Origin of the sequence: Symbioplanes lichenis (assembly GCF_030709675.1) — a bacterium.
GTDB lineage: Bacteria > Actinomycetota > Actinomycetes > Mycobacteriales > Micromonosporaceae > Actinoplanes > Actinoplanes lichenis.
In genome coordinates this window covers 621,253-642,061 of sequence record NZ_JAUZQD010000001.1, presented here as the reverse complement: position 1 = coordinate 642,061, position 20,809 = coordinate 621,253, and the positions used below count along the sequence as shown (strand labels likewise).

18 protein-coding genes are annotated in these 20,809 nt (G+C 72.2%); 11 read left to right on the top strand and 7 right to left on the bottom strand.

Annotated elements, in window-relative coordinates:
- Nucleotides 1-4: 4 nt before the first annotated feature.
- The 3 genes from RAN62_RS02880 to RAN62_RS02870 are packed head-to-tail and all read left to right on the top strand — an operon-like array spanning nucleotide 5 to nucleotide 3,356.
- Complete coding sequence (locus RAN62_RS02880; RefSeq protein WP_305782840.1) at nucleotides 5-562, top strand: ABC transporter ATP-binding protein; 558 nt, start codon at nucleotides 5-7, stop codon at nucleotides 560-562.
- Nucleotides 559-2,778 carry a YhgE/Pip family protein gene (locus RAN62_RS02875; protein ID WP_305782839.1) on the top strand — a complete coding sequence of 740 codons (2,220 nt, stop codon included), beginning with the start codon at nucleotides 559-561 and terminating at the stop codon, nucleotides 2,776-2,778. Before RAN62_RS02880 ends, RAN62_RS02875 begins: the two co-directional genes overlap by 4 nt.
- Before the next feature lie 5 nt (nucleotides 2,779-2,783).
- A complete protein-coding gene (locus tag RAN62_RS02870; RefSeq protein WP_305782838.1) occupies nucleotides 2,784-3,356 on the top strand; it encodes a TetR/AcrR family transcriptional regulator in 573 nt (190 codons plus the stop codon).
- Here RAN62_RS02870 and RAN62_RS02865 read toward each other — a convergent pair.
- From RAN62_RS02865 to RAN62_RS02845, 5 genes are all read right to left on the bottom strand, one after another.
- Nucleotides 3,353-4,408 carry an ABC transporter permease gene (locus RAN62_RS02865; protein ID WP_305782837.1) on the bottom strand — a complete coding sequence of 352 codons (1,056 nt, stop codon included), beginning with the start codon at nucleotides 4,406-4,408 and terminating at the stop codon, nucleotides 3,353-3,355. The two genes, RAN62_RS02870 and RAN62_RS02865, sit on opposite strands and share 4 nt — an antisense overlap.
- Nucleotides 4,405-5,295 (bottom strand): ABC transporter ATP-binding protein, encoded by an 891-nt coding sequence (locus tag RAN62_RS02860; protein ID WP_305782836.1) that lies wholly within the window; start codon nucleotides 5,293-5,295, stop codon nucleotides 4,405-4,407. Before RAN62_RS02860 ends, RAN62_RS02865 begins: the two co-directional genes overlap by 4 nt.
- Nucleotides 5,296-5,427: 132 nt before the next feature.
- Nucleotides 5,428-6,081, bottom strand: a complete 654-nt coding sequence (locus RAN62_RS02855; RefSeq protein ID WP_305782835.1) for a response regulator — start codon at nucleotides 6,079-6,081, stop codon at nucleotides 5,428-5,430.
- Entirely contained in the window at nucleotides 6,078-7,373 is a 1,296-nt protein-coding gene (locus tag RAN62_RS02850) for a sensor histidine kinase (RefSeq protein WP_305782834.1), read from the bottom strand. Before RAN62_RS02850 ends, RAN62_RS02855 begins: the two co-directional genes overlap by 4 nt.
- Complete coding sequence (locus RAN62_RS02845; protein WP_305782833.1) at nucleotides 7,370-8,032, bottom strand: DUF998 domain-containing protein; 663 nt, start codon at nucleotides 8,030-8,032, stop codon at nucleotides 7,370-7,372. The genes RAN62_RS02850 and RAN62_RS02845 overlap by 4 nt, the downstream gene beginning before the upstream one ends.
- Before the next feature lie 304 nt (nucleotides 8,033-8,336).
- Between RAN62_RS02845 and RAN62_RS02840 the strand changes: the two genes are divergently transcribed.
- Entirely contained in the window at nucleotides 8,337-8,567 is a 231-nt protein-coding gene (locus RAN62_RS02840; protein WP_305782832.1) for a dihydrofolate reductase family protein, read from the top strand.
- A 41-nt stretch (nucleotides 8,568-8,608) separates the two neighbouring features.
- Here the strand turns inward: RAN62_RS02840 and RAN62_RS02835 are convergent, their stop codons facing one another.
- Nucleotides 8,609-9,007 carry a MerR family transcriptional regulator gene (locus RAN62_RS02835; protein ID WP_305782831.1) on the bottom strand — a complete coding sequence of 133 codons (399 nt, stop codon included), beginning with the start codon at nucleotides 9,005-9,007 and terminating at the stop codon, nucleotides 8,609-8,611.
- A gap of 755 nt (nucleotides 9,008-9,762) precedes the next feature.
- On the opposite strand from RAN62_RS02835, the gene RAN62_RS02830 reads away from it, so the two are divergent.
- From RAN62_RS02830 to RAN62_RS02800, 7 genes are all read left to right on the top strand, one after another.
- The gene (locus RAN62_RS02830) at nucleotides 9,763-11,286 is read left to right on the top strand and encodes an amino acid permease (RefSeq protein ID WP_305782830.1); all 1,524 of its coding nucleotides are present in this window, start codon (nucleotides 9,763-9,765) and stop codon (nucleotides 11,284-11,286) included.
- Between the two features lie 15 nt (nucleotides 11,287-11,301).
- Entirely contained in the window at nucleotides 11,302-12,648 is a 1,347-nt protein-coding gene (locus RAN62_RS02825; RefSeq protein WP_305782829.1) for a glutamine synthetase family protein, read from the top strand.
- 2 nt (nucleotides 12,649-12,650) lie between these two features.
- Complete coding sequence (locus RAN62_RS02820) at nucleotides 12,651-14,012, top strand: aldehyde dehydrogenase family protein (protein WP_305782828.1); 1,362 nt, start codon at nucleotides 12,651-12,653, stop codon at nucleotides 14,010-14,012.
- Nucleotides 14,013-14,018: 6 nt separating this feature from the next.
- Nucleotides 14,019-14,783, top strand: coding sequence for a 3-oxoacyl-ACP reductase (locus RAN62_RS02815; protein ID WP_305782827.1), 765 nt, complete (start codon nucleotides 14,019-14,021; stop codon nucleotides 14,781-14,783).
- Between the two features lie 363 nt (nucleotides 14,784-15,146).
- Nucleotides 15,147-15,842, top strand: a complete 696-nt coding sequence (locus RAN62_RS02810) for a gamma-glutamyl-gamma-aminobutyrate hydrolase family protein (RefSeq protein WP_305782826.1) — start codon at nucleotides 15,147-15,149, stop codon at nucleotides 15,840-15,842.
- Between the two features lie 191 nt (nucleotides 15,843-16,033).
- Nucleotides 16,034-16,789: a gamma-glutamyl-gamma-aminobutyrate hydrolase family protein gene (locus tag RAN62_RS02805; RefSeq protein ID WP_305782825.1), complete on the top strand. Its 756-nt coding sequence runs from the start codon at nucleotides 16,034-16,036 to the stop codon at nucleotides 16,787-16,789.
- A 120-nt stretch (nucleotides 16,790-16,909) separates the two neighbouring features.
- Nucleotides 16,910-20,488 carry a SpoIIE family protein phosphatase gene (locus tag RAN62_RS02800; RefSeq protein WP_305783050.1) on the top strand — a complete coding sequence of 1,193 codons (3,579 nt, stop codon included), beginning with the start codon at nucleotides 16,910-16,912 and terminating at the stop codon, nucleotides 20,486-20,488.
- On the opposite strand, the gene RAN62_RS02795 is transcribed toward RAN62_RS02800, so the two are convergent.
- Entirely contained in the window at nucleotides 20,475-20,789 is a 315-nt protein-coding gene (locus tag RAN62_RS02795) for an STAS domain-containing protein (protein ID WP_305782824.1), read from the bottom strand. The two genes, RAN62_RS02800 and RAN62_RS02795, sit on opposite strands and share 14 nt — an antisense overlap.
- Nucleotides 20,790-20,809 lie beyond the last annotated feature (20 nt).

The following is a 20,809-nucleotide window of genomic DNA, read 5'->3' as shown; positions in this document are numbered from 1 at the left end:
CGTCATGCCGGTTCTCCACGCGACCGGGGCGGGCGTCAAGCACCGCCGCCGGTGGCTCTTCCGCGATCTCGACGTCGACGTCGACGCCGGTGAGGTGGCCGCGATCGTCGGCCCGCCGGGCAGCGGGCGCACCACGGTGCTGCTCGCGCTGGCCCAGCGCTTCCAGCTGAGCGCGGGCCGGGTGGACGTGACGGGACGCGTCGCGCTCGGGCACGTCCCCGGCGTCTCCGAGCCCGAACCCGTGCTGACGGTGGCCGAGCATGTCCGGGAGCGCTTTCTGCTGTCCGGGCGCAAACCGGCCGAAGTGGACCTTCTTCAGCTCAAGCCCGACGCGAAGGGCTTCGAGCTGAGCCCGTACGAGAGGCAGGTCCTGGGGTTGATCCTGGCCGGCATCGCGGAGCCCGACCTGATCGCGCTCGACGGGGTCGACGACGGTCTGGACGCGGCCGAGCGGGCCGCCCTGTGGGAACAAATCAGACAGTTGAGCGCCGCGGTGATCGTGACGGCGCGCGAGATCGACGCCGACGTCGCCACCGTGGTGCGGCTGGGAGGGGCACAATGAGGAGCTTCCGGCTGGCGGGCTTCGAGCTCCGCCGCTTCCTCCGCGGCCGCCTCCCCGCGGCCGCCCTCGCCGTCCTCTGCGTCGTGCCGCTGCTCTACGGCGCCCTCTACCTGTACGCGTTCTGGGACCCCTACGGCCGCCTCAACCACATCCCCGCCGCGCTCGTCATCGAGGACAAGCCGGCCACCGCGACCGACGGCACGCAGGTCCACGCCGGTCAGGACCTCGCCGACGAGCTGATCGAGCGGGAGGTCTTCGACTGGCACGTGACCGACGAGCGCGGCGCCGAGGCGGGCCTGGCCGACGGCAGCTACCAGCTCTCCCTGCGCATCCCGGGCGGCTTCTCCGCCAACCTCACCACCGGGCCCGACGAGCACGCCCAGCCCCGGGCGGCGGAGTTGCTGGTGGTCAACGACGACGCGACGAACTACCTGTCCGGCATCTTCTCCAAGACCGCCTTCGAGGAGGTACGGGCGGCAGCCGCGCAGTCCGCGCAGAGCGGCTACTTCGACAAGATGCTCATCGGCTTCACCGACGCCCAGTCCCAGACCGAGAAGGCCGCCGACGGCGCGCACAAGATCGACAGTGGCCTGACCGACGCCGAGTCCGGGGCGGGCCGGCTCAACGACGGGCTCGATGACGCGGAGTCCGGCGCCGACCGGCTCGCGAACGGTCTGGGCGACGCGGAGTCCGGCGCCGGTCAGTTGTCGAGTGGTCTCGGGACCGCGGCCGCGGGCGCCGACGATCTCGCGGACGGCCTGGTCGCGCTCCAGGCCGGAACGGCCCAGCTCGTCACCGGTACGCGGCAGGCGGCGACCGGCGGCCGGCAACTCGCCACCGCCGTCGACCAGGCGGCCGACCGCATCGAGCCGGTGCTGCGCGACAACGCCCAGGCGATCCAGGACGCCGCTCGCGAAGTCGCCGAGGGGGCCGATCTGCTCGCCCGCAACGTGGGGCGGCTCGACGACGCCGCGGACGACGCGGTCCGCAACGCGACGCGGCTGCAGGACTATCTGGCCGGCCTGCCCGACGAGACGCCCGGCATCGAGCAGGCGCGGGCGGATGCCGCTCAGCTCGTGGCGGCGGCCCGGCGGGTGCGTACGGCGGTCGACGACTCGGATCTCGCCGCGCTCAGCAAGCGGCTCAGCGCCGTGGCCGCCGACGCCCGGAAGGTGGCCGCCGCCGCGCCGCACCTGGCCGACGACGTCGCCGCCGCCCGGTCACAAGTGGACAAGCTCGCGTCCGGCCTCGGGCAGCTGGCCACCGGCGCGCAGCAAGTGAACCAGGGCGCGGCGGACGCGTCGGCCGGCGCCTCCAGTTTGCGCGGCGGCATCTTCCGGCTGGCGTCCGGCGCCCGGGAACTCGATTCGGGGCTGGGCACTCTGAGCGCCGGTGGTGCGCAACTCGCGGGCGGGCTGGGCTCGCTCTCCGCCGGGGGGAAGGATCTTGCCGGAGGGCTCAGCGACCTGCAGTCCGGCGCGGCCAAGCTGGCCTCGGGGCTCAGCGACGGCGCCGACCAGCTGCCCTCGTACGGCGACGATCCCTCGCAGCGCGCGGACCTGCTCGGCGACCCGGTGCGGCTCGACCGGACCGTACGCCACCCGGCGGCCACGTACGGGGTCGGCTTCGCGCCCTACTTCCTCAGCCTGGCCCTGTGGGTCGGTGCGATGATCACGTTCATGGTGCTGCGCCCGTTCAACCGGCGCTACCTGGTCTCGGGCACGCCGGCGTACCGGGTCGCGCTGGCCGGCCTGCTGCCCGCCGTCGCCGTCGGGCTGGTCCAGGCCACGCTGCTCTTCGCCGTCGTGGTGTTCGGGCTGGGGCTGAACCCGGTATCGCCGGTCATCACGCTCGGGCTGCTGATGCTGACCGCCACGGCGTTCGCCGCGATCATGCAACTGCTCGGTGCGGCGGTCGGACCGGCGGGACGGATCCTCGCCCTGGCGCTGCTCATGCTCCAACTGACGTCCTCGGGCGGCACCTACCCCGTGGAGACGTCGCCCGGCTTCTTCCAGGCGATCCACCCGCTGCTGCCGATGACCTGGACCGTCGGGGCGTTGCGGCACACGATCGACGGGGGTCCGGCGGGTACGGTGTGGGCGGGCCTGGTGGCGCTGCTGGCGTACGGTCTCGGGGCGCTTGCCCTGACGATCGTGGTGGCGCACCGCAAGCGCCGTCTGACCCCGTCCGCCCTGCACCCGGAGCTGGTGATCTGACAACCGTGGGACGCCGAGAAGCCACCCGGCAGAAGCTGTACGAAGCGGCCGTCGAGCTGATCGCGGAGCAGGGCTTCTCGGCGACCACCGTGGACGACATCGCCCTGCGGGCCGGGGTGGCCAAGGGCACCGTCTACTACAACTTCGCCTCCAAGACCGCGCTCTTCGAGGAGCTGCTGCGGCACGGCATCGGGCTGCTCACGGCGGCCTTCCGGGAGGCGGTGGCCGGCCTGCCGCCCCGGGAGGCGGTCGGCGCGCTGGTCCGGGCCGAGCTGGAGTACATCCGGCGCTACCGGGCCTTCGCGCAGCTGCTGCTCTCGGAGATGTGGCGGACCAACCGTGAGTGGCAGCAGACCCTCGTGTTGCTGCGCGAGCAGGCGATCGGGGTGATCGCCGAGACCGTCCGGGCCGGCGTCGACTCGGGCGACCTGCCGGCCGACCTCGACGTGCGGGTGGCCAGCTCGGCCCTCTTCGGCGTGGGGCTCGTCGTGGCGGTGGACTGGCTGGTCTTCCAGCCCGACCGCCCGATCGAGGACGTCGAGAAGAGCCTGCTGGCCATCCTGCACCGGCGTGTCTAGCTTCGCGCCAGCGCCGTCTTGAACGAGGTGCGGCCGTTGGTGCGCAGCAGCGAGCCCTCGTAGATCCGGGACCCCAGGGCGAGGAACACCGCCGCCGTGGCCGCGAGGATTACCAGCGCCACGATCGGCTCCCACACCGCCGCGTCGCCCCGGAAGAGCCGGATCGGCATGGCCATCGGCGACGACAGCGGGACGTAGGACAGGATCCGGATCACCGCGTCGTTGTCGCTGAGGAAGACCACCGCGAACATCGGCAGCATGACGATCATCTGCAGCGGCGTGGACGTGCCGGCCAGGTCCTCCTGCCGGGCGGCGAGCGCGCCGACGCCGGCCCACAGCGTCGCCAGCATGACGAAGCCGAGGATGAAGAACGGCAGGAACCAGGCGATCGTGGGCCCGAGCCGCCCCACCACCTCGGTGTCCATGTCCCCGACGCGGACGCCGACGATCGCCACGATCGCGATGAGCGCGATCTGCCCGAAGGCGAGCAGCGTCATCGCCGCCACCTTGCCCGCGAGCAGCGCCCGGACCGGCACGCTGGACACGAGGATCTCCACGATCCGGGTCTGCTTCTCCTCGGTCACACTCTGCGCGATCTGCATGCCGAAGGTGAACGACGTGATGAAGAACAGGAAGGCCAGCGCGAACGGCACCAGGTAGTCGAGGGCCGGATCGATCGCCTCCGGGTCGAGCAGCTGGACGGGCGGCGCCACGCTGAGCGCGCCCACCACGTCGGACGGCGCGTCGTCCATGGCGAGCACCCGGGGCCCGGAGACCACGGCGGCGGCCACGTCCCCGTCGCGGACCAGCTTCTCGGCCGCGGCGTCGTCAGGCACCGCGGTCACCTCGAAGTCGGCGCTCTGCAGCGGGGCCACGGCGGCCGGCAGGGAGACGGCCACCTTCGTCGGGCCGCCGTTCAGCAGGCTCGGGATCACGAAGCTGCCGATGGTGACGATGAGGAAGAAGGCCGTACTGAAGAGGAAGGTCTTGTCGCGCAGCTTGACGCGCACCTCGCGGGCGGCGACCAGCTTGGCGGCCTCGAACGTGGTCACTGGTTGACCTCCCGGAAGATCTCGGTGAGCGACGGGGTGACGGGTCCGAACGCGCGGACCGGACCCTTGGCGAGCGCGGCGCGCAGCACGGCCTGGTCGTCCTCGCCGGCCCTCAGGTCGAACACGGCGACCGGGCCGTCGAGGTCGACGAGCGTCACGCCGGGGTGGTCCCGCAGCCAGCCCGCGTCCCCGGCCACCTCGAGGCGGTAACGGGGGAGGGCATGGTCGGCCCGGATCTGCGTACGGCTGCCGGCCGCCCGGATCGTCCCGTCCGCGATGATGACCAGGTCGTCGCAGAGCCGCTCGACCACGTCCAGCTGGTGGCTGGAGAAGAGCACGGGGGCGCCGGCCGCCGCCCGGTCGCGCAGCACGGCCAGCACGACCTCGACGGCGAGCGGGTCGAGGCCGGAGAACGGCTCGTCGAGCACCAGCACCTCGGGGTCGTGCACCAGCGCCGCCGCGATCTGCACGCGCTGCTGGTTGCCGAGCGACAACTTCTCGACCTGCTCGCCGGCGCGCTCGGCCAGCCCGAGCCGCTCGAGCAGGGACTCGGTGGAGCCGCGGGCGGCCGCGGCCGACATGCCGTGCAGCCGGCCCAGATAGACAACCTGGTCGAGGATGGACATCTTCGGGTAGAGGCCGCGCTCCTCCGGCATGTAGCCGAAGCGCTGCCGCACCTCCCGGGTCAGCGGCGCGCCCTGCCAGGTGATCTCGCCGGCGTCCGCGGCCAGCACCCCGAGCATGATCCGCATGGTCGTGGTCTTGCCGGCGCCGTTCGCCCCGACGAACCCGGTCATCCGGCCCGCCACCACGTCGAACGAGATCTTCTTGAGCACCTGCCGATCCCCGAAGCTGCGGCTGACTTCGTCGACACTCAGCACGCTCATGCGCTCGTCCCTCGCCTGCTTCTGTCCTGCCGGGCGGCGGCCCCGCTCTTCCGCGACGTTGTCATGTCCACCACGCTAGGGGCCCGAACGGGCGCGCGCGTCGGGCTCGCGAAGGACCGCCGGCGTCCTCCGTCAGGAGGACCCCGGCCGCACCACCCCCAGCTCGTAGGCGAGGACCACGGCCTGCGTACGGTCCCGGGCGCCGATCTTCATCAACACCCGGCTGACATGGGTCTTCACGGTCGTCTCGCCCAGGCGCAGAGCCTCCGCGATCTCGGCGTTCGTGCAGCCCCGGGCCAGCAGCACGAACACCTCGTGCTCGCGCGGCGTCAACTCCGTGACCCGCGCCTTCTCCGCCCGATGCAGGTCCACGGTGGCGAACGCCTCGATCACCCGGCGCGTGATCTGCGGCGCGAGCAGGGCGTCCCCGCCGGCCACGACCCGGACGGCCTCGGTGAGCGCCTCGGGCGTCCCGTTCTTGAGCAGGAAACCGGACGCCCCCGCCTGCAGCGCCGCGAAAAGATAGTCGTCCCGGTCGAACGTCGTCAGAATCAGCACCGCCGGCCCGTGCGCCGCCGTGATCTCCCGGGTGGCCGCGAGCCCGTCGACGCCCGGCATCTCGACGTCCATGAGCACCACGTCCGGCGCCAGCCGCCCGGCCAGGTCGACGGCCTGCCGCCCGTCCGACGCCTCGCCGACGACCTGAATGTCGTCCTCGCTCTCCAGAATGACCCGGAACCCCGTCCGCACCAGAGCATGATCGTCCGCCAGCAGCACCCGGATCACGCTGTCACCGCCGCCTGGTCGAGGGGCAGCCGGGCGCGGACCCGGAAGCCGCCACCGGTGCGCCGGCCCGTCTCGAGCGTCCCGTCGTGCACCGCGACCCGCTCGCGCATCCCCGTCAGCCCCATCCCGGCGCCTCCCGCGGCGTCCGGCCCGGGACCGCGCCCGTCGTCGGCCACGTCGACCTCCAGCTCGCCGGCCAGATAGCGCACCCGGATGTCCAGGGTGGAGGCGTGCGCGTGCTTGAGCGTGTTCGTCACCGCCTCCTGCACAATCCGGTAGGCGGCCTGCGACACCGAAGCCGGCACCGGCGCCTCGTCGCCGTAGACGCCGTAGCTGACGTGGAGGCCGGCGGCCCGGACGCTCTCGGCCAGATCGGCGACCCGCTCGACGCCGGCTGCCGTCGCCGTCTCTCGCTCCTCCCGGGAGGCGCGCTTCTCCTCCTCCTGGGACGCGCGCAGGGCGCCGAGCATCTTCCGCAGCTCGCCCACCGCGGTCCGGGCGCCCTCCTCGACGGAGGTCAGCGCGGTGCTCGCCAGGTCGGCGTCCTTGCGGAGCACCCGGCGGGCCGCCGACGCCTGAATGCCCATCACGGACACATGATGGGCGACCACGTCGTGCAGCTCCCGCGCGATCCGCAACCGCTCGTCCAGCAGCGCGCGCTCCCCGGCCTCCCGCTGCGCCTCGACCAGCGCGGCCGACTGCTGCTCGACCACGTGCTGCCGGTAGCGCGACTGCCACACCGCCTCGCCGAACAGGTAGCCGAAGCCGAAGAACGCCGCGTTGACCAGCATGCTGCTGATCAGGTTGGCGATCAGCGGGGACAACTCGCCCGACCCGTGCTCGGGCGTGTGGTCCGCCACGTCCCGCCAGGAGATGATCCAGCTGATCGCCAGGTACGCGAACATGGCCACGACGATGACGATCCGGATGATCCTCGACCGCCGGTGGTCGCGCCCCCAGACGCCGAGCGTGTAGATCGCGGTCACGAGGGCGACCGACGCGGCGCTCTGCTCCTGGACATAGCGCAGCTGCGCCCCGATGAAGAGCGTGGCGACGGCGATCGCCACCACGTCCGGGTAGCGCCGCCGCACGCACAACGGCAGGCTGATGGCCAGCCCCCAGGCGATCTGCTCCGGCACGCTCGGGACGTCGAGGCTGCCCATGATGCCGACGCTGCGGGAGACATAGCCGTTCAGGACTGCGGCCGCCGCCACGGCCAGGCCGATCACGACGTCGATGCGCTGCTGCCGGGCGGTGGGCGGGGGCGGCTTCCACTGGTCGGCGGGGGTCATGACTCGACTCTCGCATGATCACGAGGACGCGGGCGACCCCCGATCGGCCCGGCCGGCAGGCTCGCGACCAGCGCGGTGCCGGTCAGCCAGGCCACGGCGACCACCAGGGCCACCCGCTCCAGCGCCGCACCGAGCGGATGGCGCCCGGCGATCAGCATCGTGAGCGCCAGCGCCGCACCCACCGGCACGATGACGACGCCCGACACCGCCGCCAGCCGTCGCTGCACCGGGCCCGTGCGATGGTCGATCACGGTCAGTCCCATGGCCCCGGCCAGCAGGACCAGGCCCACGATGCTGGCCCCGCCGTGCACGAGATCGGTCAGCGAGGCCCGCTCGTAAGGCGGCAGCGGGCACCCCACCGAGCACGGCACCGCCGCGGACGTCGCCGCCAGCCCCGCCGCGACCCCGAGCACCGGCCCCGCGAACCGCACCACCGGCCCGACCGCCCCGGCCAGCAGCGCCACCCCGCACGCCACGCCGAAGAACCCCCACCGGTAGGTGGCGGCGAACGGCAGCCCCGCCACGGCGGCCTCGCTGACATAGCCGGTGAGCCACGACCCGGGCGCCGCCACCAGCGCGACGAGCATGGTCACGGCGCCGGCGGGCACCAGACAGGCGGCCCCGGCAGCGAACCTGCGACGGTGATCATGATTGAGCACGCGATCAAGGCTAGGGCGCGTCTGGCGGATCACGGCGTCGCCGAGGCGAGGCCCAGGTTTCGCGTCGCAAGTGGGGTGGGTGGTCCGATACCGGGGTTGTATCGGGCCGCCCGCACCGCGCAGCGAGGCGGAAGCTGGGTCCGCCGCAGGCCGTCGTGATCCGCCAGACGTGCCCTGGGGGCGCGTCGGTGACAGGACCCCTGGTTATCCACAGCCGCGAGTTATCCACAGCGGGCGGCGATGAGTTTCGGTTCTTGTGGTGGCCTGAGTGGCGGAACCGAGGAAACGACCGGAGGAGGACATCGTGGCCACTACCTACACCGTCGACGTGTTCAGCAGCCTGGACGGGTTCGGCGGGGCGAGCTGCGGGGATTGGGGCGGTTACTGGTGCAAGCAGGGCCCGGAGCTGCTCGCGCGCCGCAAGAGTCAGTACGAGTCGCCGCAGCGCATGGTGTTCGGCGCCAACACCTACCGGGCGTTCACGCAGCTGCTCGACGCCGGCACCGAACGCTCGACGGCCGGACGCTGCAGCTGAGCTATCGACCGACCCTGCACTGACGGCGGCCGCGCCTCGCCCTAAGGGGCGGGAGTGGAGCGGCTGGTGCGGGGAGCGGGGTAGTACGTGGGGCGGGCGATGTCCGGCTGGGTGCCGGTCGGGAGGTCGGCGTCGTCCTCGGGGCTCACGGTGCCGCCGAGTTCCTCGATGTGGCGGTGGGCGGCGGCGAGGCGGTCCTCGAGGGTGACGATGCGGCAGGCCGCGGTCATCGGGAGGCCCTCGTCGAGGAGCTGGCGGGCGCGGCCGGCCAGCTGGAGCTGGTGGCGGGAGTAGCGGCGGTGGCCGCCGAGGGAGCGCTCCGGCTCGATCAGGCCGGCGGCGCCGAGGCTGCGGAGGAAGGCCGGGGTGACGCCGATCAGCTCGGCGGCGCGGCCCATCGTGTAGGCGGGGTAGTCGTTGTCGTCGAGGGCACTGCTCATGCTGCTGCTTCCCGGTGAGCGAGACGGCGGGCGAGGCGAGGGGGAACGGAACGGCGGGTGCGGCGAGGAGGACGAGACGGCGGGTGCGGCGAGGGGCGGAAGGCGAGACGGCGGGAGACCGAAGGCGAGACGGCGGGCGAGGCGCGAGAGGGGAGACGGGAGGGCGGGAGACGCAGTCCAAGGCCCCGGCGGGTCACCGGGGCCTTGGCTTTTCAGTTCTGCTGCCGGCCGTCGCCGGCGTGTGGTCAGTCCGCCTGCGTGCCGCTAGCGGATGGCCAAGTGATGGGCATCGGCTGCGATCACCTCTCGTCGGGTCGGGGACGGTCTGATTTCGCTTCGCTGCGGTATCTCGTCCTCCTTAGCCAACTCGGCGTCCGGGCCTGCCGGTGAACGTTCCACCGACTCCACGAATGCTATGCCGATCAAGACACGATTTCTAGCCTCGACACTGTAGATTTTCTGGGCTTTTCCGGACAGTCTGACGTTTTCCCTCCATGGGGGGCGATGGCGCGGGGCGGGCGCTTGGCCTGTGAGAGAGGTGACCGCGCCCCGCGCCGCCGTGGGCCTGCCGAGGGCCCGTACGCCAGGGGAGCCCGGCGTCAGCATGTCCCTGAGTGTGCGGTTCTGTCCCGGCCACCGGCAACGCAATTAACGCTCTGCATTGACTCTCGTAACACTCCGGCGAGATCATCACCGGATCACGTGGCGTGTGTCACAGCCACGGGTGTCGAAGCCCCTCGGCAAGGGAGCTCAGCATGAGTGCCGAACCCGCGTCCCACACCGACGAAGAACGCCTGGCTCAACTCGGCTACCAGCAGGAACTGCACCGCCGCCTGTCCGGCTTCTCCAACTTCGCCGTCTCCTTCTCGATCATCTCGATCCTCGCCGGCGCCATCACCTCGTACGGCATCGCCATGACCGCGGGCGGACCGCTCGCCATCACGCTCGGCTGGCTCTTCGTCGGCGTCATGGTGACCTTCGTCGCGCTGGCCATGGCGGAGGTGTGCTCGGCCTATCCCACGGCCGGCGCGCTCTACTGGTGGGCCGCCGCGCTCGCGAAACGCAACAAGGCCGCGTGGGCCTGGTTCGTGGGGTGGTTCAACTTCCTGGGCGAGGTCGCCGTCACCGCCGCCATCGACTTCGGCGCGGCGATCACCACGTCGGCGTTCCTCAGCCTGACCTTCGACATGGAGGTCACCACCGGCCGTACGTTCCTGATCTTCCTGGTCATCATCGTCGTGCACGGGCTGCTCAACACGTTCGGCGTCAACCTGGTCCGGCTGCTCTCCGACGTGAGCGCCTGGTGGCACCTGGTCGGCGTCGCGGTGATCGTCGTCGTGCTCGCGGTGGTGCCCGACAACCACAAGCCGATCTCCGAGGTCTTCTTCGAGGTACGCAACGAGACCGGCTTCACGTTCGGCGGCGCGGCCGCCTATGCGGTGCTCATCGGATTGCTGATGGCCCAGTACACGTACACCGGGTATGACGCCTCCGCGCACGTGGCGGAGGAGACCCACGACGCCGCGCGGGCAGCTCCCCGGGGGATCGTGATGTCGGTGGTGGTCTCCGTGATCGCCGGCTTCGTGCTGCTCTTCGCGATCACGTGGTCGATCCAGGATTACGACGCCGAGCGGACGACCGAGCTCGGCCTGCCGCCGGCGCAGATCTTCATCGACGCGGCCGGCCACGACACGGGCACGTTCCTGCTGCTCATCTGCATGGTGGCGCAGTGGTTCTGCGGGATGGCGTCGGTCACGGCCAATTCCCGGATGGCGTATGCCTTCGCCCGCGACGGCGCGCTGCCCGGCTCGCGGTTGTGGAAGCAGGTCAACCCCCGCACCGGTACGCCCACCAACTCCATCTGGCTCTGCGTGACGATCAGCACGATCCTGGTGCTGCCCTCGCTGTGGAACACGACGGCCTACCTGGCGGCGACGTCCATCGCGGTCATCGGGCTCTACATCGCGTACGTGGGACCCGTCTTCCTGCGCCGCATGAGTCCCGACTTCCGGCCGGGCCCGTGGAGCCTGGGCCGGTGGAGCGCCCCGATCGGCTGGATCGCGATCGCCTGGGTCGTCGTCATCTGCGTGCTCTTCGTCCTGCCGACCGCCAGTCCCGTGACGGCGTCGACGTTCAACTACACGATCGTCGCCGTGGCGGTCGTGCTCGGCGCGGCCACGATCTGGTGGTTCGCGAGCGCCCGCAAGTGGTTCACCGGCCCGAAGCAGAACCTGATCGAGAAGGCAGCGCACGGCGAGCAGACGATGCCGGACGCCTGAGATAGGACTGAACCCATGGATCTCGAGGACCTGGACGTCGCGGTCGGCAGCGGCAGCATCGACACGGTCGTGCTGGCGCTGACCGACATGCAGGGGCGGTTGCAGGGCAAGCGGCTGCACGGGCGCTACTTCATGGACGAGGTGGTGACCGGCGGCAGCGAGGGCTGCAACTATCTGCTGGCGGTGGACGTCGACATGAACACGGTCGACGGCTATGCGATGTCGTCCTGGTCGAGCGGCTACGGCGACTTCGTCATGAAGCCCGACTTCTCGACGCTGCGCGCGGTGCCGTGGCAGCCCGGCACGGCCATGGTCCTCGCCGATCTGGAGACCACCGGCGGGGAGCCCGTCTATGCCTCGCCCCGGCAGATCCTGCGCCGCCAGCTCGACCGGCTGGCGGCGCACGGCCTGACCGCCTTCGCCGGCACCGAGCTGGAGTTCGTCCTCTTCAAGGACAGCTACGAGGACGCGCTGACGAAGAACTACCGCGGCCTGACGCCGGCCAACCAGTACAACGTGGACTACTCGCTGCTCGGCACCGCCCGGGTTGAGCCGCTGCTGCGGCGCATCCGCAACGAGATGGCCGGGGCGGGCCTGGTGCCGGAGAGCGCCAAGGGGGAGTGCAACCTCGGCCAGCACGAGATCGCGTTCCGCTACGCCGACGCGCTCACCGCGGCCGACCACCATGTCGTCTACAAGAACGGCGCCAAGGAGATCGCGGCGCAGGAGGGCATGGCGCTCACCTTCATGGCGAAGCCGAACGAGCGCGAGGGCAACTCGTGCCACATTCACTTCTCGCTGCGCGGGGAGGACGGGCAGTCGGCGATGCTCGGGGACGGCCCGGCGCACCTGTCCGTGACCGGGCAGCGGGTGCTCGCCGGGCTGCTCGCCACGATGCGGGAGTTCAGCCTGCTCTTCGCACCCAACATCAACTCGTACAAGCGTTACCAGCCCGGCTCGTTCGCCCCGACGGCGCTGCGCTGGGGCGTCGACAACCGCACGTGTGCGCTGCGGATCGCCGGCCACGGCCAGGGCATGCGCGTCGAGAACCGGGTGCCCGGCGGCGACGTCAACCCCTACCTGGCGATCGCGGCGCTGGTCGCGGGGGCGCTCCACGGGATCGAGCGCGAGCTCAGCCTGGAGGACGAGTTCCACGGCAACGCGTACGACGACAGCACCGCCCCGCGCGTGCCGACGACTCTGCGTGACGCGCTCGGCCTGTGGGAGCGCGGCGGAGTGGCGGCCGAGGCGTTCGGGCCCGAAGTGGTCGCCCACTACGCGAACATGGCCCGGGTGGAGCTGACCGCCTTCGACGCCGCCGTCACCGACTGGGAGCTGCGCCGCGGCTTCGAGAGAATGTGATCATGGACAGCTATGACGTGATCGCCCCGGCGACCGGGGCGGTGCTCACCAGCGTGCCGATGGCCGGGTCGGCCGAAACAGATGCGGCCGTCGCGGCGGCGGAGCGGGCTTTCCCGGCGTGGCGGGCGGTGGCCCCGGGCGACCGGGCGCGGCTGCTGCGCCGGTTCGCCGCGGTGGTGGACGAGCACATCGAGGAGCTCGCCCAGCTGGAGGTACGCAACTCCGGCCACACCATCGGCAACGCGCGCTGGGAGGCGGGCAACGTCCGGGACGTGCTCGACTACTACGCGGGCGCGCCGGAGCGGCTGTCCGGGCGGCAGATCCCGGTGGCCGGCGGGCTGGACGTGACGTTCCACGAGCCGCTCGGTGTGGTCGGGATCATCGTGCCGTGGAACTTCCCGATGCCGATCGCGGGCTGGGGGTTCGCCCCGGCGCTCGCGGCCGGCAACACGGTGGTGCTCAAGCCGGCCGAGCTGACCCCGCTGACCGCCGTACGCCTGGCCGGGCTGGCCCTCGAAGCGGGACTGCCCGAGGGCGTGTTCACGGTGCTGCCGGGCCGGGGTGACGTGGTCGGGCGGCGGTTCGTGACGCATCCGGGCGTACGCAAGGTGTGCTTCACGGGGTCCACCGCCGTGGGCAAGTCGATCATGGCGGGGTGCGCCGAGCGGGTGAAGCGGGTGACCCTGGAGCTCGGCGGCAAGAGTGCCAACATCGTCTTCGCCGACGCCGACCTGGAGAAGGCCGCGGCGACGGCACCCGCCGGCGTCTTCGACAACGCGGGCCAGGACTGCTGCGCGCGGTCGCGGCTGCTCGTCCAGGAGTCCGTGTACGACCGCTTCCTCGAACTGCTCGAACCGGCCGTCAAGGCGTTCCGCGTGGAGGACCCGGCGCTCGAGTCCGCGCAGATGGGCCCGCTGATCTCCGCGGCGCACCGGTCCCGCGTCGAGGGCTACACCGCGGGCGCCGACGTGGCGTTCACCGGCAGCGCGCCCGAGGGGGAGGGCTGGTGGTTCCCGCCGACCGTGCTCCTCGCGCACGACCCCGGCGACCGGCACTGGCGCGAGGAGGTCTTCGGGCCGGTCGTGTCGGTGCTGCGGTTCCGCGACGAGGCCGAGGCGGTCGCGCTGGCCAACGACACCGAGTACGGCCTGTCCGGCTCGATCTGGACCCGGGACGTCGGCCGGGCGCTGCGGGTGTCGCGCGGGGTCGACAGCGGCAACCTCAGTGTCAACTCGCACTCGTCGGTGCGCTACTGGACGCCGTTCGGCGGGATGAAGCAGTCCGGCTTCGGCCGGGAGCTCGGCCCCGACGCGGTGCTCGGCTTCACCGACGTCAAGAACGTCTTCATCTCGACAGAGGAGTAACCGCCAGTGGAGCGTTTGCAGGATCGGGTCGCGGTCATCACCGGCGCCGGGAGCGGCATCGGGCTGGCCACCGCCCGCCGGTTCGCCGCCGAGGGCGCGAAGGTCGTGGCCGTCGACATCTCGGCCGACGCGGGCAAGGCGGCCGCCGACGAGGTGGGCGGCGAGTTCGTGGCGTGCGACGTCAGCGACGAGGAGCAGGTGCGCGCGCTCTTCGACGGGGTCGCCGAGCGCCACGGGCGCGTCGACATCGCGTTCAACAACGCCGGCATCTCGCCGCCCGAAGACGACTCGATCCTGACGACCGGCATCGAGGCGTGGGAGCGGGTGCTCAAGGTCAACACGACGAGCGTCTTCTTCTGCTGCAAGTACGCGATCCCGCACATGCGGCGGCAGGGCAAGGGCTCGATCATCAACACGGCGTCGTTCGTGGCGCTGCTCGGGGCGGCGACGTCGCAGATCGCCTACACGGCCAGCAAGGGCGGCGTGCTCGCGATGACCCGGGAGCTGGGCGTGCAGTTCGCCCGCGAGGGCATCCGGATCAACGCGCTGTGCCCCGGGCCGGTGGCGACGCCGCTGCTCATGGAGCTCTTCGCCAAAGACCCCGAGCGGGCGGCCCGGCGCCTGGTGCACGTACCCATGGGCCGCTTCGCCGAGCCGGAGGAGATCGCCGCCGCGGTCGCCTTCCTCGCCAGCGACGACGCGTCGTTCATGACCGCGTCCCAGTTCGTCGTCGACGGAGGTATCACGGGGGCCTACGTCACGCCTCTATAGAGACGTGCCACTTTCGACGGTTGCGCGAAACATGTGTTTAGTCCCCGCCGGGCGCGGGCACCGATCTTCGTACGCCCCCTGGCCGGGGGCGCAGGGTCGGATCTCCGCTGGTAGACGCTTCGAACGCTGTATCGGCGGAATGCATCGACTCAGCTGATGGCCTCGCCTTCGGCTCGGCGGCACCGCGCCCTTGAGCTGGTGGCTTGGACACCCAAAGATCCGCGAAGAACCCCACTTCGCGGATCTTGGGCGCCCAAACCACCAGCGGCGCAGTGCGGCGCGGCGTCTGCCCCTCGGGGCGGCGCCGCGAGCCTTGTCCGGTCGGGCGTTTCGCCGGGCCGCGGAAGAGATTAGGTTGGCCGGATGCGTCCCGTGATCGGCATCACCACCTATGTGGAGCAGGCGAGCTGGGGAGTGTGGCACGACCTGCCCACCGCCCTGCTCCCGTACGACTACGTGCGGGCCGTGACGACCGCCGGCGGCCGGGCCGTGCTGCTCCCGCCGGACGACCTCGACGCGGACGTGCTGGACGTGCTCGACGGCCTGGTGCTCTCCGGCGGCGCCGACCTCGACCCCGCCCTCTACGGCGCCGAGCCCGAGCCGCTCACCGTCACGCGACCCGAGCGCGACGCCGCCGAGGTGCTGCTGGCCCGCACGGCGCTCGAACGGGACCTGCCGGTGCTGGGCGTCTGCCGCGGCATGCAGCTCCTCGCCGTCGGGGCGGGCGGCCGGCTGCACCAGCACCTGCCGGACACGCTCGGCCACGAGAGCCACCGGCCGGCCCCCGGTGTGTACGGGGAGCAGGAGGTCACCTTCGAGCCGGGCAGCCGGATCGCGGCGCTGATGGGCGGTGACCGGTCGGTGCACTGCTACCACCATCAGGGGGTGGCCGACGCGGGCTCGCTCCTCGTGACCGGCCGGACGCCCGACGGCCTGCCCGAAGCCGTCGAAGATCCGGCCAAGGTGTTCGCCCTTGGCGTCCAGTGGCACCCTGAAGTGGTACGGGACAAACGCATCTTCGGCGCCCTGGTCGCCGCGGCGGGCCACTCCAGCGGGTGAACCGTCCGGAAATCGGAACAATAAGGGTCCTTGCGCCGCTTGTCCCCGTACAGGCGCGACGCAGCGCCACCACCCCCCAGCCGCATCGGATCCCCGGCCGTCTCCCGGCCCGGGGCCGGAGGCCGTCCGTCCTCAGAACCCGGGCGTCCCGGCCGATGACGGAGATCTGAACGAAGGAGGACCGCGATCCCATGCGCAGGCCTTTGATCGGACTGACCGCGTACGCGCAGCAGGTCCAGTACAACGGCAACGACCTGATGGCGGGCATGCTGCCCATGTCCTACGTCAAGGCCGTGCACGCCACCGGCGGACGCGCCGTGCTCATCACCCCGGACGACCCCGGCACCGACGTGATCGAGTCCCTCGACGGCATGGTCTTCGCCGGCGGCGGCGACATGGACCCCGCCCTGTGGGGTGCCGAGCCGCACCCAGCCACCGAGATCGACGCCGTCCGCGACACCTCGGAGATCATGCTCATGCGGGCCGCGCTCGAGGCCGATCTCCCGGTCCTCGGCGTCTGCCGCGGCATGCAGGTGATGGCCGTCGCCACGGGCGGCTCGCTGCACCAGCACCTGCCCGACCTGGTCGGCCACGAGCGGCACCGGGCCGCCGCGGGCACGGACCCGCTGGCCGCGGGCGCCGCGGACTTCGGCCGGCACGACGTCGAGCTCCAGCAGAACTCCCGGGCCGCCGCCCTGCTCGGCGACCGCCTCACGGTGAACTCCTTCCACCACCAGGCCGTCGACGACCCGGGCGCCTTCACGATCAGCGGCTGGTGCCCCGACGACCGGGTGGCCGAGATCATCGAGGGGCGGGAGCACGACTTCGCGCTCGGCGTCCAGTGGCACCCCGAGCGCACCGGCGATCTCCGCGTCTTCGCCGCCCTCGTCCAGGCGGCCGCCCAGCGCTCCGGTCTGGCCCACACCCCGGCGGCCCGGGCAGCGTAAGCTCCGGTCGGCAGCGAGCGGGCCCGAGTCGCGCGGTGCTCGCCGGAGCCGAGCGAGGAGGATGCATTGGGCGGGGGCCTGCCGGAGCGGCTGAGGGGCGCGTTCGAGCGCGGCGGCGAGATGGGCGGCCGCATGCGCGATCTCGACTGGACCGCCTCCCCGCTCGGTGACCCGGCCGGGTGGCCGCCCGAGCTGATCGGCGCCGTCGGCACGATGCTCGCGTCCAAGGCGCAGATCGTCCTCTTCTGGGGCCCGGACTACACCGCGCTCTACAACGACGCCTACATCACCACCATGGGCACCAAGCACCCGCAGCACCTGGGCCGCCCGGGCCGGGAGCTGTGGGCCGAGACGTGGGAGCTGCTCGAAAACCTCTTCGCCGGCGTGGTCGCGGGCGACGAGGCGTTCTGGGCGGCGGAGCACCCATTCCTGCTCGAACGGCACGGGTTCCTCGAGGAGACCTGGTTCGACATCTCGTACGACCCGATCCGGCTCGCGGACGGGTCGGTGGGCGGGGTGTTCTGCATCGTCAGCGACAAGACGAGCCGGGTGCTCGCCGACCGGCGGGTGCGCACGCTGGGCCGGCTCGGGTCGGGCCTGTCCGGCTCGGACGGCCAGGGCGGTCTCGGTGCTCGCGCGGCCCGGTTGCTCGGGGAGAACCCGGGCGACGTCCCGTTCGCGGCGCTCTATCTGAATGATCCGGCCGGCGGCCACGAGCCCGGCCTGGCCGGCGTGTGCGGGGCCCCGGCGGCGGACTGCCGGCCGTTCACCGGCGACCTGCGGAGTACGGTCACCGCCGTCATGCGCTCGGGCGAGCCGGCCCCGATCCCCCTTGACCGGGTGGTCGGCGGGAACCTGGCGGCGACCGAGGCCCTGGTGCTGCCGGTCGGCTCGGGCCTGAACACCGTCGGCGCGCTCGTCGTGGCGATCAACCCGCGGCTGTCCCTCGACGACGGCTACCGCGACTTCCTGCGGCTCGCCGCGTCGCAGATCGCCCAGGCGGTGGCGGGCGCCCGCGCGTACGAGCAGGAACGCAAGCGGGCCGCGGAGCTGGCGGCGCTGGACGCGGCGAAGACCAACTTCTTCTCGAACGTGAGCCACGAGTTCCGTACCCCGCTGACCTTGATCCTCGGTCCGCTGGAGGAGCTGCTCGACACCCCCGGCCTGGGCGACGACCTGCTCGAGCGGCTGCTGCCCATGCACCGCAACGGGCTGCGCCTGCTCAAGCTGGTCAACACGGTGCTCGACTTCTCGCGGCTGGAGTCGGGCCGGCTGCGCGCCGCCTACCGGCCGACCGACCTCGCCGACTACACCGCGCGGCTGGCCGGCACCTTCCGGTCCGCGACCGAGCGGGCCGGGCTGACGCTCGAGGTGCGGACGCCGCCGCTCTCCGCGCCCGTGCACGTCGACCGGGAGATGTGGGAGAAGATCGTCTTCAACCTGCTCTCCAACGCCGTCAAGTTCACCCCGGCCGGCGGCATCACCGTGCGGCTGGGCGAGCGGCACGGCTCGGCGGTGCTCGAGGTGAGCGACACCGGCATCGGCGTCGGGCCCGGCGAGCAGCGGTTGCTCTTCGACCGTTTCCACCGGGTCACCGGGGCCTGGTCCCGCAGCCACGAGGGTACGGGCATCGGCCTCGCCCTGGTCCGCGAGCTGGCCGAGCTGCACGGTGGCACCGCGTCCGCGGCGAGCGAGCCCGGCCGCGGCAGCACCTTCACCGTGACCGTCCCCCTGGGCACCGCGCACCTGCCGGCCGACCGGATCGTGGCCGGCACCGGGGCGGCCCGGCCCGACGACCAGGCCCGCCTCTATGTGGAGGAGGCGCACTGGTGGCTCGGGGACGTCACGCCCGAGCCGCGGGGCGGGGCCGACGAGCCGGGCCAGGTGCGTCAGGGGCGCCGGGGCCGGGTGCTGCTCGCCGACGACAACGCGGACCTGCGCGACCACGTGGCCCGGCTGCTGCGCCCGCACTTCGACGTCGTCGCCGCGGCCGACGGGCAGGAGGCGCTCGACCGGGCCCGCCGCGACCAGTTCGACCTGGTGCTGACCGATGTCATGATGCCGCGGCTGGACGGCTTCGGGCTGATCCGGGCGTTGCGCGCGGACGAGCGTACGCGGGATGTGCCGATCCTGGTCCTGTCCGCCCGGGCCGGGGAGGAGTCCTCGGTCGAGGGGCTGTCGGTCGGGGCCGACGACTATCTCGTCAAGCCCTTCTCGGCGCGCGACCTGACGGCCCGGGTGCGCGCGAACCTGGAGCTCGGCCAGCTGCGCCGGCAGATCATCAGCCGCCTGCGCGGGCTGGTCGACGCGGCGGCCGCGGTCAACACGGTACGCACGACCGACCAGGTGCTCGACGTGGCGGCCCGGCACGTGCGCGCGATGACGTCGGCCGGCCGGGTGATCGTGACCGTCCCGGGGGCGCGCGCCGAAGTGGACGGGGGCGCCCCGGCGGACGTACCCCCGGATGCGGTGTTGCCGTTGCCCGGCACCTCGGGTGAGCGGCTCGGCGAGCTCAGCGTCTGGTCCGGTCCCGACGGTGCGGCCGAGCCGGCGGTGCTCACCCAGCTCGCCCGGCTGATCGGCCTGCGGCTGGAGAACGCCCGGCTCTACGAGGCCGAGCACCGCATCGCCAGCACGCTCCAGCACAGCCTGTTGCCGCAGTCGCTGCCCCGGGTGCCGGGGGCCATCGTCGCCACCCGTTATCTGCCGGGCAGCTCCGAGGCCGAGGTCGGCGGTGACTGGTACGACGTCATCGCCGCCCCGGACGACCAGTTGTTCCTGGTCATCGGCGATGTGGTGGGCAAGGGCGTGCAGGCGGCGGCGGGCATGGGGCAGCTGCGCAACGCGCTCCGGGCGTACATCCTGGAGGGTTTCGACCCCGGCGAGGCCCTGACCCGCCTCAACCGGCTGGTCGACAACCTGGGCCGTCGGCAGTTCGCCACCGTGGTGTGCGTGCGCTTCGACCCGCGCAGCCGGGAGCTGAAGTTCTCGTCGGCGGGTCACCCCGCACCGATCGTCGTGGCGAACGGCGACACCGCTTTCCTGTACGAGTCGGCGCTCGGCCCGCCGATCGGCGCGCTGGGCGACTCGCGCTATCCGACCCGCGGCACCGAGCTGGCGCCGGGCGGCCGGCTGCTGCTCTACACCGACGGGCTGGTCGAGGACCGCCGGCAGGGCATCGACATCGGCCTCGCCGAGGTGCGCACCGACCTGGCCAAGCCGGCCGACCACGTCGAGGACCTGCTGGACAACCTGCTCGGCAAGGCGGCCCGGCGGCCCCGGCGCGACGACATCGCCCTGCTGGCGCTGCAGGCCACCGAGCCGCGCGAGTTCCTGCTGCGACTGCCCGCGGACCCGACCCGGCTGAGCGTGCTGCGGCGCCGGCTGGAGGACTTCCTGACCGCGGCCGGCGTCCCCGAGAACGACATCTTCGACCTGATGGTGGCGGTCTCCGAGGCCGCGGCCAACGCCATCGAGCACCCCATCGCCCCGGCCGAGCCGATGATCACCGTCGAGGTGTCGCTCCACGAGGACGAGGTGACGGCGACCGTACGCGACACGGGCAGCTGGCGGCCGGCGAGCGGGCCGGGCTTCCGGGGCCGCGGGCTGGCGCTGATCGGGGCGCTGTCCGAGCTGGAGGTCGTCCGCTCCGAGCACGGCACGGCGGTGACCCTGCGGCGCCGGCTCAGCCGGTCGTGAGCCAGGGCTGGGTGCTCAGGCCGGAGATGTCGAGCACCCGGCGGACCTGGGGGGAGGGGACCACGGTCAGCGCGCCCGGGTAGCGCTCGGCCAGCCGGATCAGCGCATGGATCGCGGCCGAGTCGAAGAAGGTGACGCCGCGCAGGTCGAGCGTCACGGCCCCCGGGCGGTCGCCGGTGGCAGCCTGGAACATGGCGTCGGCGGTCGACATGTCGACCTCGCCCGTCACCACCACGGTGAGGTGTCCGTCCGCCACCGTCGTGGTCGCCGAGAAGGGTGCCTCGGGGCCGTCTTGATCCACGCTGACACGATTACACAGGC